The sequence below is a fragment of the Flavobacterium sp. genome (assembly GCF_029242675.1).
GTDB lineage: Bacteria > Bacteroidota > Bacteroidia > Flavobacteriales > Flavobacteriaceae > Flavobacterium.
In genome coordinates this window covers 15,376-28,959 of the sequence record NZ_JAQWTM010000388.1, presented here as the reverse complement: position 1 = coordinate 28,959, position 13,584 = coordinate 15,376, and the positions used below count along the sequence as shown (strand labels likewise).

12 protein-coding genes are annotated in these 13,584 nt (G+C 34.0%); 9 read left to right on the top strand and 3 right to left on the bottom strand.

Annotated features, from left to right (window positions below):
- Positions 1–136 precede the first annotated feature (136 nt).
- Together P8M54_RS14400 and ahcY are read right to left on the bottom strand one after the other, a co-directional pair.
- Positions 137–733, bottom strand: coding sequence for a hypothetical protein (locus P8M54_RS14400; protein WP_300288685.1), 597 nt, complete (start codon positions 731–733; stop codon positions 137–139).
- A 259-nt stretch (positions 734–992) separates the two neighbouring features.
- Positions 993–2,309, bottom strand: coding sequence for an adenosylhomocysteinase (ahcY, locus tag P8M54_RS14395; RefSeq protein WP_300288684.1), 1,317 nt, complete (start codon positions 2,307–2,309; stop codon positions 993–995).
- Between the two features lie 258 nt (positions 2,310–2,567).
- Here ahcY and P8M54_RS14390 point away from each other — a divergent pair, with 258 nt between their 5' ends.
- The 8 genes from P8M54_RS14390 (at position 2,568) to P8M54_RS14355 (ending at position 11,713) form a co-directional block, all read left to right on the top strand.
- Entirely contained in the window at positions 2,568–3,200 is a 633-nt protein-coding gene (locus tag P8M54_RS14390; protein ID WP_300288682.1) for a 4'-phosphopantetheinyl transferase superfamily protein, read from the top strand.
- 36 nt (positions 3,201–3,236) lie between these two features.
- Entirely contained in the window at positions 3,237–3,962 is a 726-nt protein-coding gene (locus P8M54_RS14385) for a geranylgeranylglyceryl/heptaprenylglyceryl phosphate synthase (protein ID WP_300288681.1), read from the top strand.
- Positions 3,963–3,977: 15 nt separating this feature from the next.
- Positions 3,978–4,601: a nicotinamide riboside transporter PnuC gene (gene pnuC / locus P8M54_RS14380; RefSeq protein ID WP_300288680.1), complete on the top strand. Its 624-nt coding sequence runs from the start codon at positions 3,978–3,980 to the stop codon at positions 4,599–4,601.
- Complete coding sequence (locus P8M54_RS14375) at positions 4,562–6,676, top strand: DUF4301 family protein (RefSeq protein ID WP_300288679.1); 2,115 nt, start codon at positions 4,562–4,564, stop codon at positions 6,674–6,676. Before pnuC ends, P8M54_RS14375 begins: the two co-directional genes overlap by 40 nt.
- Before the next feature lie 23 nt (positions 6,677–6,699).
- Positions 6,700–7,104: an alternative ribosome rescue aminoacyl-tRNA hydrolase ArfB gene (gene arfB, locus P8M54_RS14370; protein ID WP_300288677.1), complete on the top strand. Its 405-nt coding sequence runs from the start codon at positions 6,700–6,702 to the stop codon at positions 7,102–7,104.
- A gap of 241 nt (positions 7,105–7,345) precedes the next feature.
- A complete protein-coding gene (locus tag P8M54_RS14365) occupies positions 7,346–9,598 on the top strand; it encodes a TonB-dependent receptor (RefSeq protein WP_300288676.1) in 2,253 nt (750 codons plus the stop codon).
- 163 nt (positions 9,599–9,761) lie between these two features.
- Positions 9,762–10,316 (top strand): GLPGLI family protein, encoded by a 555-nt coding sequence (locus tag P8M54_RS14360; RefSeq protein ID WP_300288674.1) that lies wholly within the window; start codon positions 9,762–9,764, stop codon positions 10,314–10,316.
- A 1,043-nt stretch (positions 10,317–11,359) separates the two neighbouring features.
- The gene (locus tag P8M54_RS14355) at positions 11,360–11,713 is read left to right on the top strand and encodes a hypothetical protein (RefSeq protein WP_300288672.1); all 354 of its coding nucleotides are present in this window, start codon (positions 11,360–11,362) and stop codon (positions 11,711–11,713) included.
- Between the two features lie 805 nt (positions 11,714–12,518).
- Here the strand turns inward: P8M54_RS14355 and P8M54_RS14350 are convergent.
- Positions 12,519–12,935: a hypothetical protein gene (locus P8M54_RS14350; protein ID WP_300288671.1), complete on the bottom strand. Its 417-nt coding sequence runs from the start codon at positions 12,933–12,935 to the stop codon at positions 12,519–12,521.
- Positions 12,936–13,098: 163 nt separating this feature from the next.
- Between P8M54_RS14350 and greA the strand changes: the two genes are divergently transcribed.
- The gene (gene greA, locus P8M54_RS14345) at positions 13,099–13,575 is read left to right on the top strand and encodes a transcription elongation factor GreA (protein ID WP_300288670.1); all 477 of its coding nucleotides are present in this window, start codon (positions 13,099–13,101) and stop codon (positions 13,573–13,575) included.
- The last annotated feature ends 9 nt before the right edge of the window (positions 13,576–13,584 follow it).

The following is a 13,584-nucleotide window of genomic DNA, read 5'->3' as shown; positions in this document are numbered from 1 at the left end:
AATCCTTCCATTCGAAGTTGAAGCATAATTGATTTTCTCAATTTATTAAAAAACCCAATCTGAAAAGATTGGGTTTTTTTGTTTTTAATCAAGACTACATAACTGTATTATGCTTATCTCCTTTTTTGGATTTTATTTATTGTAATTTATAATAATAAAAGACAGGATTGCCACAAACTAATTGAGTGTAATTGTTTTCTAATTTTTCGCCAATGTAAAATGCTGTTAGTTCACCAGAATCTTTGATAGTATATTCCCAAATTTCGTTGTTAGCGTATAGAAGTTCAGTAAAAAAATAAGATTCTGGATTGTCAGAAAAAATGATTTTTTCTGTTTTTACCAAATCCCATTTTTTTGCATTGTGATATAATTCGTAAAACAGAATTTCAGTGGTTGTAATGGTGATCATTTTTGCAACTAGGTTGTCCCCTGGCATTGCCCAGCTTGGATCTTTAGAAATCCATTTCCAACTTCCTACTAAATTATTTATTTTGTCTTTCCTGAGTACTGATTTTAATGAATCTGATTTTTGAGTAGCAATTTGTGCAATTTCAGAGGTCGGTATTACGCTGTGCGTAGCAGTGAATTTTTTGATAGCTAGCGGGTAGTTCTTATTTTTAACGAGGCTATTTCCCTGTTCAAATAGTAGCTGCTGGTATCTGTTTCGGTCATTATCCTGAGCAATCCCTACAAGAGAGAATAAAAGGAGATAAATAAGAAACAGCTTTTTCATTGTGCGATTTTATAGTATCAAATGTACGAAAAATAGCGAGTGAATTCATTTTTGACTAATTTTTCGCTCGCGTGAGTGATAGTAGTGAAAATCCTTTACGAAACGGAGTGCAGTAAAGATTGCAACGCATAGCACGGCCCGTAGTGGCGAGGAGGAACGACGAAGGAACTACAGGGACACGCCCAAAAACAAAAAACCCTCACTTTGCAGCAAGGGTTTTGAAAATTATAGTGAGATTGCTTCGTTCCTCGCAATGAACCTAGTATCTGTAGTATTCTGGTTTGAATGGACCTGCAACTTCAACGCCTATGTAAGCCGCTTGATCGTCACGTAAAGTCTCTAATTCAACACCTAATTTCGCAAGGTGTAACATAGCTACTTTTTCATCTAAGTGTTTTGGTAACATGTAAACCTCATTGTTGTAAGATGCACTGTTTTTCCACAATTCGATTTGTGCCAAAGTTTGGTTTGTAAATGAGTTACTCATTACGAAACTTGGATGACCTGTAGCACAACCAAGGTTTACTAAACGACCTTCGGCAAGTAAGATAATGTCTTTACCGTTGATAGTGTATTTGTCAACCTGTGGTTTGATCTCCACTTTAGATGCTCCGTGGTTCGTGTTTAACCAAGCAACAGCAATTTCGTTATCAAAGTGACCAATGTTACAAACGATAGTTTTGTCTTTCATTTGCTCAAAGTGCGAACCTAGAACGATATCTTTATTTCCTGTAGTTGTGATGATGATATCAGCATTACCAACAACAGTGTCTAATTTTTTAACTTCAAAACCGTCCATTGCAGCTTGTAAAGCACAAATTGGGTCAATTTCAGTTACTGTAACAATAGATCCAGCACCTCTAAATGAAGCAGCAGTTCCTTTTCCTACGTCACCATATCCACATACTACTACTCTTTTACCAGCAAGCATGATGTCAGTTGCACGACGAACCGCATCAACTGCTGATTCTTTACAACCGTATTTGTTGTCAAATTTCGATTTAGTAACCGAGTCATTAACGTTGATTGCAGGCATTGGTAATGTTCCTGCTTTCATTCTTTCATATAGTCTGTGAACTCCAGTTGTAGTCTCTTCAGATAAACCTTTGATTCCAGGAATTAATTCTGGGTAGCGGTCAATAACCATATTTGTTAAATCTCCACCATCATCAAGGATCATGTTCAATGGTTGTCTGTCTTCACCAAAGAATAAAGTTTGCTCGATACACCAGTCAAAATCTTCTTCGTTCAACCCTTTCCAAGCATATACTTGGATTCCAGCAGCAGCAATTGCAGCAGCAGCTTGATCTTGAGTTGAGAAAATATTACATGATGACCAAGTTACCTCAGCTCCAAGAGCGATCAATGTTTCGATTAATACAGCAGTTTGGATTGTCATGTGTAAACATCCAGCAATACGAGCTCCCTTTAGTGGTTGTTCGTCTTTATATTCAGCACGAAGTGCCATTAAACCTGGCATTTCAGCTTCTGCTAGTTCAATTTCTTTTCTTCCCCAAGCCGCTAGAGAAATGTCTTTTACTTTGAAAGCCACATAAGGCATAGTCGATGTACTCATTTATAGTATATTTGTAATTAGTTCGTCTGTTTGCCAAATTTGGCTAAGATGAATTTTTTGCAAATTTACGTAATAACTTTATAAATATAGCACAAATCACAACATTTAAGAAATGTTTAATTGTCTAATATTTTGATGGTTAGTTAAATACTAGCTTTTAGGAGCTATTTCCCGCTATCCGCTGTATCTTTATGTTCTTAAAGAAAGAACATAAAGGATGCCGCTACTATCGGGGCTAAAAAAAACAGGATACAACCTATGCCGTTATACAAAACAATACAATTCAATACTACTACTCAAATCCTAGTTTGGAAGATTACCGAATCCTATCAAGAGCTATTCGAATCGGTTGTTGTTAATCCAACTAACCTTATTCGGTTAAGCAAAATGAAATCAGAGTTGCACCAACGCGCTTTTCTAAGTGTGCGTCGGTTGTTTCAAGAAATTGGTCATACTGATCTCGATTTGCATTATGATGCCTATGGAAAGCCACATATAAAAGGCGAAAATCATATTTCGATAACACACTCTCATGAGTTTTCGGCCATTATTATCAGTAACGAAATCGTGGGCATCGACATGGAGTTGCAGCGCGACAAAATCATGCGCATTGCTGATAAATTTGTTGCTGAAGAATTTCAGTATTTAGATCAAAACAACAAGGAAGAATACATTAAAAAACTAACGGTTATTTGGGGCGCTAAAGAAGCTATTTTTAAAATTAGAAACGAAAAAGGAATCAGTTTTAAGGATCATATCAAAGTACAATCTTTCGGTTTAGAAGATATAAAAGGCAGTGCCCAATTGCATTTTAATAATCACGCGAAGGATTTTGATATCCATTTTGAGAAAATTGAAAATTTTACTTTAGTATATGCCTTTGAACATTAATACCAACCGCAAATTTACCAATTCGTGGTTTTACCTATGATACATATCTATAACGACATTTTAAAAGCAAAACGGGAAAATATAAAACTACTAGCCATTTTGCTCGATCCTGATAAAATTGATTTAAAAACAATTGATGAATTAGTTTCAAAAATCAATCAATCTCCAGCAACTCATATTTTTATTGGCGGGAGTTTGGTGATAACCAATATTTTGGATGAATTAATTGCCACAATTAAGGAAACTTGCAGCTTACCCATCGTGCTTTTCCCCGGAAACCCGTCTCAGATTTCTGATCAAGCAGATGCTATTTTGTTTTTATCATTAATCTCTGGTCGTAATCCTGATTTTTTGATAGGGCACCAAGTGGCTGCAGCTCCGATAATCAAAAAGACAAAATTAGAGGTCATTTCAACAGGGTATATGATAATTGAAAGTGGTAGTACAACAGCAGTAGAAGCAGTTAGTAAAACCAAACCATTACCAAGAGATAATTTTGATTATGCAGTGGCGACAGCGCAGGCAAGCGAAATGTTAGGGAACAAATTAATTTATCTCGAAGCGGGTAGTGGAGCAAAACTCGCAGTTCCTTTACAAATGATTAATTTAGTGGCCCAAAACATTGCTATTCCACTAATTGTAGGAGGCGGAATTGCAGATTTAAAAGGAATACAATCTGCTTACGAAGCTGGTGCTGATCTAGTGGTTATAGGAACCGCTTTTGAAAATGATATTCATTTTTTTGAAATGAATGCAAATTAATAAACCTTATAAATTATGATTGAATTTTTTGTCGATGCCTATAAAAATGCTTCAATGACTCAAATTATTTTAGAATTCATTGCCTTTGTCTGCGGTATTCTAAGTGTGTGGTTTGCTAAAAAGGAGAATATTTTGGTATATCCTACAGGATTAATTGCCACAATTATAACTGTTTATCTTTTGTTTATAGCTGGTTATGTTGGTGATATGCTTATAAATGCGTATTTTAGTGTAATGAGTATCTATGGATGGTACAAATGGTCTAGAAAAACGCAAAATGAAGATAATTTACCTATAAGCAGAACTAGTAAAAAAGAGAAAATAACAGGAATTTTATTGTTTATTGTAACTATTTTTGTTGTTTACGGGATCTATAAATTATTCGATTATGAAATTCATAACGATAATTACATTGACATGGTCGCTTCAGGGATATTTTTCACAGGAATGTGGTATATGGCACTCAAAAAAATAGAAAACTGGACACTATGGATTATCGGTGATTTGATAGTGACGCCTTTATATGCGTATCGAGGATTAGGAATTTTGTCTTTACAATATTTAATATTTACAATATTAGCAATATCAGCTTATTTAGAATGGAAGAAAATCTTAAACAGCACCAAACTGACATCATAAAAATTGCCATGTTTGGTCCAGAAAGTACTGGAAAAACGACCTTATCGATACAATTAGCGGATCATTATCAAACCGAATGGGTGCCTGAGTTTGCTCGTGATTACCTTCAAGAAAAATGGGACAACAGCCAAAGCATTTGCGATGTTGATGATATGATGCCCATTGCCTACGGACAAACTAAATTAGAAAATGAAAAACTAAAAAGGGCTAACAAATTCCTTTTTTGTGACACGAATCTAATGGTAACCAAGGTGTTTTCAGAGGTGTATTACAATTACTGTGATCCCTTATTGGATAAAGCTGCCAAAAAACACCAGTACGATTTGTTTTTCCTAACGGATATCGATGTTCCTTGGGAAAAAGATGATTTACGCGATAGTCCTGACAATCGCAAGTCGGTTTTTGAGGTTTTTAAAGCTAGTTTGATCAAAAATAAAAAACCGTTTATAACCTTGTCTGGTGATAAAACAAGTCGGTTAAAATTAGCGGTTTCTATCATTGATAGCTTGGTTATTGCCAAAGATATCGGTTTTAGTGCTACTGACTTTGTACAAATATACGAGCATGGAATAGCTTTAAGTGAAGTGCAAAAGCAGTTAGCTATTTTTAAAAGCGGTGTTCCTAAAATTAGGTTAACAGCTCCTGCCACTGTAGATAATGGTCTTTTGAAATTAACAGAATCTGAATTTCAACAAAAAGCTAACTTTTTTGACACCAATAAAGCGTCGTTGAAGCTACTTAAGTTTGTTCCGGCTTCGGGTGCAGCAAGTAGAATGTTCAAGTTTTTAAATTCATTTTTAAATCAATTTGATCCTTCCTCTGAGTCTATCAATGCTTATGTCAATAGAACGAGAGATACGGACCTTGCCATTTTTATAGTAGGAATGGATAAGTTGCCATTTTTTGATGAAGTCGACAAAAAGCTCAGAGAGATTTATCAAGACTTTGATGAATTATCTAGAGATTATAAAAATTATTACTTCATAAAATTAATATTAGACAAAGAGTACTTTGATTTTGCTAATAAGCCCAAAGGTGTACTTCCTTTTCATGCCTATCAAACCACAGTAGCCTCTCCTATAGAAGAGCAGCTTTATGAATGCGGCCATTATGCGGCTACAAAAAACAAATCGACCTTGCATTTTACGGTTTCAGATACGCATCGTGAACAATTTCAAGAGATCGTAAATAAAGTAAAGCCAGAGGTTGAAGCAAAGTTGAATACTAAAATTGAGGTTGAATATTCGTATCAAAAACCAAGTACAGATACCATTGCTGTTGACGAGAACAACAATCCCGTAAGAGATGGTAGTGGGAAATTATTATTTCGTCCAGGTGGACACGGTGCTTTAATCGAAAATTTAAACCAATTGGATGCTGATGTAATTTTTATTAAAAACATCGATAATATTATCATCCATAAAAAGGAAATAATAGCATTGTATAAAAAGGCTCTTGCTGGTATTTTACTAGAATTACAACAAAAGGTATTTGCTTACTTGCGTGCGATTGATGCTGATGAGGTAACAGAAACGATGATTTCAGAAATAAAAGGTTTTTTGAGCTCAGACCTAAATGTAACTATTCAAAGCAATGATTTTGAAATGTACACCTTTGAGAATAAAATTAAAGTGCTCAAAAAAGCTTTAAATCGTCCGATCAGAGTATGCGGAATGGTGAAAAATGAGGGTGAACCGGGTGGAGGACCATTTTGGATAAAAGGTGATAATGATGTGACATCTTTGCAAATTGTAGAGTCGTCGCAAGTTGATTTAGAGAGCAAAAAACAAGTTAAAATTTTAGCAAGTGCTACCCACTTTAATCCAGTAGATTTAGTGTGTGCCACTTTAAATTATAAGCAAGAACGTTTTGATCTTACTAAATATGTTGATCCTGAAGCGGGTTTTATTGTCCATAAAAGTTTTTTAGGAAATAATATCAAATCGTATGAGTTACCAGGTTTGTGGAATGGTGCAATGGCTGATTGGTTAACTGTTTTTGTTGAAGTGCCTTTGGTGACTTTTAATCCGGTGAAAACGGTGAATGATTTACTCAAATCGGCACATCAATTGTAGCATAAAAGATTAAATTGGATGTCATGGAGTGGAATAAACTAGTGTCAGAACTAAACTATAAAGCAGTACGAAGCAGTGGTGCCGGTGGTCAAAATGTGAACAAAGTGTCTTCAAAGGTGGTTTTATCCTTTGATTTGAAAAATTCGCAGGTCTTATCAGAAGAAGAAAAAGTACTTTTAGAACAAAACATTCAAAGCCGACTTACAACTGATTTAATTCTTAATTTAAATTGCGATGAAGATCGTAGCCAATTAAAAAATAAAGAGTTGGTTACCAAACGATTTTTGCAAATTATAAAAAAAGGATTAGAAGTTCCTAAAGAACGAAAGGCAACTAAAGTGCCCAAGGGAGTTATTAGGAAACGAATAAAAGATAAAAAGAGCGTCTCTCAAGTGAAACAAAACAGGAAGAAACCCAATTTAGAATAGGTCGAAAAAAAGTGCAATTTCTATTTTGATTTTTAGCCTTTTTAGATTTACATTTGCACCGTCTCAAAGGGGTGCTCTAAATAACGAGCTGAGATTATACCCAACGAACCTGAGCAAGTAATGTTGCTAAGGGAAAAAATGACTTGAGTAGGCAGTTAACACTGCTGTTAGTCATAGGAAACAATCATTTATCAATATAACAAAAAGAATAATTCCCCCTTTTATTCGTGAATTTTTACGGATGAAAACAATTATTAGTTTCAAAGATGCACAATCTCAAAGTTGCAAAGCTGCATCAATTCAAAAATGTTCTGCTCTTAGAACAGTTTCACTTTCTCTTTTCGCTATTGTATGCAGTACGGTTTCTTTTGCGCAAGTAAAAGATACAACCACCGTTAATAAATTAGATGAGGTGCTAGTATCAGCGGTACGTGTGACTACTAAAACACCAGTTCCCTTTAGTAACCTCAGTAAAAAAGAAATCGCTCCCCGCAACTTGGGGCAAGACATTCCTATTTTAATGAATTATTTACCCTCTGTAGTGACTACTTCGGATGCGGGTAATGGTGTAGGTTATACGGGTATTCGTGTACGTGGTAGCGACGCAACCCGGGTGAATGTTACGATAAACGGAATTCCGTACAACGATTCTGAAAGTCATGGTACTTTTTGGGTCAACATGCCTGACTTTGCCTCTTCGCTAGAGAGTTTACAATTGCAGCGTGGTGTGGGAACGTCTACCAACGGTTCGGGTGCCTTTGGCGCAAGCCTAAACATGCTTACAGATAGTTATGCGAAGGTGGCTAATGGCGAAATATCAAACTCTTTTGGTAGTTTCAATACGCGTAAACACACGGTAAAATTCAGTACAGGATTATTGAATGATCATTTTGAATTAGCAGGAAGAGTTTCGGCTTTAAACTCAGACGGCTATATTGACCGTGCGACTTCTGATTTAAAATCGTATTTCTTGCAAGGAACTTATGTTGGAAAAACGACCTTGATTAAAGCATTAGCTTTTGGTGGAAAAGAAAAAACCTATCAGTCGTGGAATGGTCTGGAAGATTTGGACAAGCTAAAAAATGATAGAACATTCAATGTATCAGGTATTTATACCGATGAATTGGGTAACACTCGTTTTTATGACAACGAAACCGACAATTACCAACAAGATCATTACCAATTGCATTGGAATGAAAAGCTTTCTAATAACTGGAATACAAATCTTGCTTTTCATTATACCAAAGGAAGTGGTTTCTATGAAAATTACAAATACGATGAACCCGTTGAAGGATATGGCGGAATTCAGCCAACGAAAATAGTGGAAAATTATGCTGGCGAATTAGTTCCAGGAACTGATCTAATTCGCCAGAAATGGTTGGATAATGATTTTTACGGGACTACATTTTCAGCAAACTATAAGGACGAAAAGCTAGACTTTATCGTTGGTGGTGGTTACAATAAATACGAAGGGATTCATTTTGGTAAAGTAATTTGGGCCCGTTATGCTTCGACATCAGAACTTGGGGACCGTTATTACGAAGATTTCGCTACAAAAACAGATGGTAATCTTTTTGCAAAGGCAAATTACCAAATCTTAGATAAGCTAAGCGTTTTTGGTGATTTACAAATACGTTCGGTGCATTACAAAGCGAATGGCGCAGAAACAGGATTGGTTAACGATAACTTTAATTTCTTTAATCCAAAAGCAGGTTTGAATTTTGAAATTGATGTAAACAATGCATTGTATTTCTCTTACGCAAGAGCGAATCGCGAACCGAATAGAACGGATTACGAAAACGGAAGTCCGCGACCAGAGAAATTAAATGATTTTGAGTTGGGATTGCGTCACGCTACTGCAAAAGTAAAACTGAACGCCAACATTTATTACATGGCTTATAAAGACCAACTGATTCTTACGGGAGCGTTAGATGATGTAGGTGCGCCTGTGAGAGAAAATAGCGGAGACAGTTACCGTTTAGGACTTGAGCTTGATGCTACCATTACTTTGTCGGATAAGGTATTTTTACGTCCGAATATGACGATTAGTACCAATAAAAATAAAGATTTCTTTTTTAAACGTGATGGTGTGTTAACAGCATTAGGAAACACAAATATTGCTTACTCTCCAGATTTTATTGCAGGAAATGCATTTACAGTACTTCCTGTTCAGAATTTGCACTTAACGTTCTTGTCTAAATTTGTGGGCGATCAATTCATGGGAAATATTGATGCTCCAAGCTCTAAGCTAAGATCGTATTTCGTAAATGATTTGAATGCGTCGTATGAGTTAAAGCCAAAAGGAATTTTTAAGTCGGTTATTTTCTCGGCTTTGGTTAATAACATCTTTGATTACAAATACATCTCGAATGGATATTTTTATACGTTCGATGATGATTATTCTAACCCGCCAGCAGTTACCACCATCGAAGGAACGGGTTATTATCCTCAAGCAGGAATTAACTTTTTAGTGGGAATGACATTGAAATTTTAAGTAATAAAATTGACTTGTAGTACAACCTGAAAGTTTCGGCTTTCAGGTTTTTTTGTAGGTAATTTTTTTGTTTTCGCTTGCTTTATCAGAAAAATTCTATATTTTTATTTTTTAAAGTTTAATTTATCTTTTCGAAAACTGAATCAATTATCCATATAGACCGATGAAGTACCTTTTTTTACTATTATTTACCACAGTAGCCTTGGCGCAAACATCAGGTGGTGTTACCTATAATTTCAATTACGAAATGGATCTAGACGGCCTTAAGTCGCAAGAATCCAAAGATTTTACAACAAACATTTTAAGTGCAGCTAATCAACTGGAATTTCAGTTGACTTTTAATAAGCAGCAATCACACTTCATCCAAAACACCAAATTAAATTTTGAGTCAGAAAAGGATAAAAAGTTAAGCGCAGTTGCTAGAGCTTTACAAGCATCTAATGAAACGCATACTGATTTTGAAACCAGTAGGCAAATTATAACGATGAGTGACAGAACCTTGATAGAAGAAAAATTAGACAAGCAAGATTGGCAAATAGGAACGGATTCTAAAATGATTGGAGTCTATTTGTGTTACAAAGCAACGCTAACAATACCATTTGTAAACAGATATGGTGAAGCTAAAACTAAGGAAGTAGTCTGTTGGTTTGCACCTAGTTTGCCATACAGTTTTGGTCCAAAAAGTTATTACGGTTTACCGGGCTTATTTTGGAACTAACAGAAAATAGAACTACCTATCTTGCTACAGTAGTAGACTTTAGCGATGAGATAATAAAGATTGACTTTCCGAAAGGAAAAATAATAAGTGAAGAACAATATTCTAAAAAAGTACTTTCAAATTAAGCATTAATGATTAAGAGTTTCTTTATTTTCTTTCTTTTCACCACTCTTACCTTCTCGCAATCTAGTACTATCACTGGTGTGGTTTCTGACGTTACAAATAAACCATTAGAATCGGCTAATGGGATTGCTAAAACTTTTAACAGTACATCTTACATTTTTAATTTTATCTAAATATTGTCAATCAGGGTTTTGTGTTTTCAATGAAAGTATTAACATGTTAAAATTTAGTTAAATTTGTAATAATATTTGTAGAAATTAGTTTTTTTTTTTTCATATTTGTCTTGGTTAACCAGAAAATAATTATAAATTTAAACCAAGTAAAAATGGAAAAATTAGTATTTTACGTCCGAGATTTGTTATAACACTTGATACGACAGAGGTATAGGTAAGAGAAAAAAAATATTACCGAATTATACACATAACCTAATGGTTAAATGTTAAGATATGTACTTAAAGTGTAATATTTGTAATAATAACCTATTTGCAATTTTAAAAGAAAAAATAATTGAATGAAAAAACATTCACAAAAACTATCAAAATGTCAAAAAAAATAAAATTTCAATTTTCGCAATTCTACTTATTGCGTTAAATGCATTAATATTTGTTGCTTGTACAAATAATGAAAACCAAGTCGAAAAAAACCAAGACCCTTTAGCAACGAAATTTCTTGGTTCTAAAACTTATTTAAATCACAAAGAAGATATTGCAAAATTTGGCACGATTATTTACGGCGAAATTAAATCGGCAGAAATTTCAATTGAAAATCAAAAAATTACAGTTTTAAGTATTCCAGTAAAGGATGGTAATAAAATAGTTGGAAAATTAGAAGTAGTTGATTTAAAAAATACATCATACCTTCCTAATGGAGATACTTATGCGCTAAATTTTATTAATTTAGCTAAGTTTAATTCAAAGACTTTGACTGGTCAAATTGAAATGGTTGACTTGAATTTTGATAATTATATGCATTCGTCTATTGTTGTAGAAAAAAACAAAATTAAATCTTGGAAAAGTGAAGGTTTGTCTGAAAAGTTGTCGAACAAATATAAGAAATTTAGAAACCCCAATATAAAAAATATATTTGCAAAGAGACATTTATGTGATGCAAACAAAAATGGTGATGTTTCTTTTTCTGAATGTTATAAATGTGTTGCTGATGCAATAGACGCTGATGGTTTTTCATCATGGGTTTGTGACTTTCCAGTTGCAGGTTGGTTGAGTTGTTGGGGTTCAACAACAGCTGCCTGTGTCTATATTTCAGCTACTAATTAAATTAATATCAAATGAATTACGAAACAATAGGAATATCTTTATTCATAGTATTAATTATTGTAGGTATTAGCTGTACAATAATTATCATCAAAAAGGACAAAAATTTAAGTAGTAGGCAAAAAAATAATTTAATATTCTTGCAATTATATTTGCCAATTATTGGACCAATGATATATTTTTCATTTTTTAGAAAAAGACAATTATTTTGATCGCTTGAATCAACCAAGACTCACGCTAGCTTTGGTTGATTACTATCTTAAGTTATGAGGAAAATAAATACAATATTACTTTTTAAGTTATTTCTTACTGCATTGTAATGTTTTTTGTAAACGGTGTAAGCACCATTAGATACAAAATTCAAGTGGTTCGATTTAGGTCACACACAAAGAATTCTGAAAATCAAGTAGTAAATGACATGATAATATTAATTGTAAATTGTAAAACAGATAATCTTCGATTCAATAAATAAAGTCGAGTTTTATTCAGAATTATTAACTGTCACCGTGAGTTTCTTTTGCAAATTTTAATATTATGATGGAGAAAATTGCTTTAATAGAAATAAACAGTCACAATTATTTTCTCGGCTTTAGTTAATAATATCTTTGATTACAAATACATCTCTAATGGATATTTTTATACGTTCGATGATGATTATTCTAACCCGCCAGCAGTTACCACCATCGAAGGAACGGGTTATTATCCTCAAGCAGGTATTAACTTTTTAGTGGGAATGACATTGAAATTTTAAGTAATAAAATTGACTTGTAGTACAACCTGAAAGTTTCGGCTTTCAGGTTTTTTTGATTTAATTATAAACGCGAAGATTTGTTCCATTGGCTTCCACTCGGTATTGTTTCAAAGGATATTGCTTTCCGCCTTGTCCTGTAAATAAACTATACTCCGTATTGTCGCAAGCACAAACTACATTAATGCCTTTGAGTGTCATGGTCGAGCAGCTACTGATGGCTTGATTAGGACAAGCGGCATCGAATGCATTAAAACCACTTCCCGTATTAAAAATAAAAATACCACGTGGAACGGCTGGACTAGAATAATAAATTGCATTACTTGCAAATTTTAAATTGGAGTAAGCCGGTAAATTTAAATTCAAGTCAGCGGTAAACGAATAATTAGATAAAAAAGGATTGTTATTATTAAAACCATTATCGCTACATCCCATAAACAAAGGAAGTAGAAGCAGTAGAAGCAGTGATTTTTTCATGTTTTAAAATAAGTTGGAACTATTAGTAAAACAAATTTAAATTATTTAACTTTGAAATAGATATGATTAACATATAATTATAGACTTTAAAAATTATTAGTATCTTTGTGGAAAGAAATCCCGTCCTGATGGGATTTTTTCTATTTATATAAACGACCAAACTATGAGCGCAATATCTTATTATACCGCAGAAGGATTAAAGAAATTAAGAGAAGAATTAGATTATTTAAAAAATGTAATGCGTCCAAAAGCATCTGCTGATATTGCCGAGGCTAGAGATAAAGGTGATTTATCTGAAAACGCTGAATACGATGCAGCCAAAGAAGCACAAGGAATGCTAGAAATGCGTATTGCTAAACTAGAGGAAGTTCATTCTAACGCGAGATTGATCGATGAATCTAATCTAGACCTATCTAAAGTTTTGGTGCTTTCGATTGTAAAGATCAAAAACCAAACTAACGGCATGGAAATGAAATACACTTTGGTTGCTGAAAGTGAAGCCGACTTGAAAACCGGAAAAATATCAGTTACTTCTCCTATCGGGAAAGGATTGCTAGGAAAATCAGTAGGTGATGTTGCTGAAATCACTGTGCCTAATGGTGTCTTGAAATTTGAAATTTTAGAAATCTCAAGAGAGTAAACCTTACTA

Excerpts from the sequence above, each read along its gene's own strand:
- arfB (WP_300288677.1), top strand. The coding sequence starts at position 6,700 with ATGGAGTGGAATAAACTAGTGTCAGAACTAAACTATAAAGCAGTACGA.
- P8M54_RS14350 (WP_300288671.1), bottom strand. The coding sequence starts at position 12,935 with ATGAAAAAATCACTGCTTCTACTGCTTCTACTTCCTTTGTTTATGGGA.
- P8M54_RS14360 (WP_300288674.1), top strand. The coding sequence starts at position 9,762 with ATGAAGTACCTTTTTTTACTATTATTTACCACAGTAGCCTTGGCGCAA.
- greA (WP_300288670.1), top strand. The coding sequence starts at position 13,099 with ATGAGCGCAATATCTTATTATACCGCAGAAGGATTAAAGAAATTAAGA.
- P8M54_RS14385 (WP_300288681.1), top strand. The coding sequence starts at position 3,237 with ATGATACATATCTATAACGACATTTTAAAAGCAAAACGGGAAAATATA.
- P8M54_RS14390 (WP_300288682.1), top strand. The coding sequence starts at position 2,568 with ATGCCGTTATACAAAACAATACAATTCAATACTACTACTCAAATCCTA.
- P8M54_RS14365 (WP_300288676.1), top strand. The coding sequence starts at position 7,346 with ATGAAAACAATTATTAGTTTCAAAGATGCACAATCTCAAAGTTGCAAA.
- P8M54_RS14375 (WP_300288679.1), top strand. The coding sequence starts at position 4,562 with ATGGAAGAAAATCTTAAACAGCACCAAACTGACATCATAAAAATTGCC.
- ahcY (WP_300288684.1), bottom strand. The coding sequence starts at position 2,309 with ATGAGTACATCGACTATGCCTTATGTGGCTTTCAAAGTAAAAGACATT.
- pnuC (WP_300288680.1), top strand. The coding sequence starts at position 3,978 with ATGATTGAATTTTTTGTCGATGCCTATAAAAATGCTTCAATGACTCAA.
- P8M54_RS14400 (WP_300288685.1), bottom strand. The coding sequence starts at position 733 with ATGAAAAAGCTGTTTCTTATTTATCTCCTTTTATTCTCTCTTGTAGGG.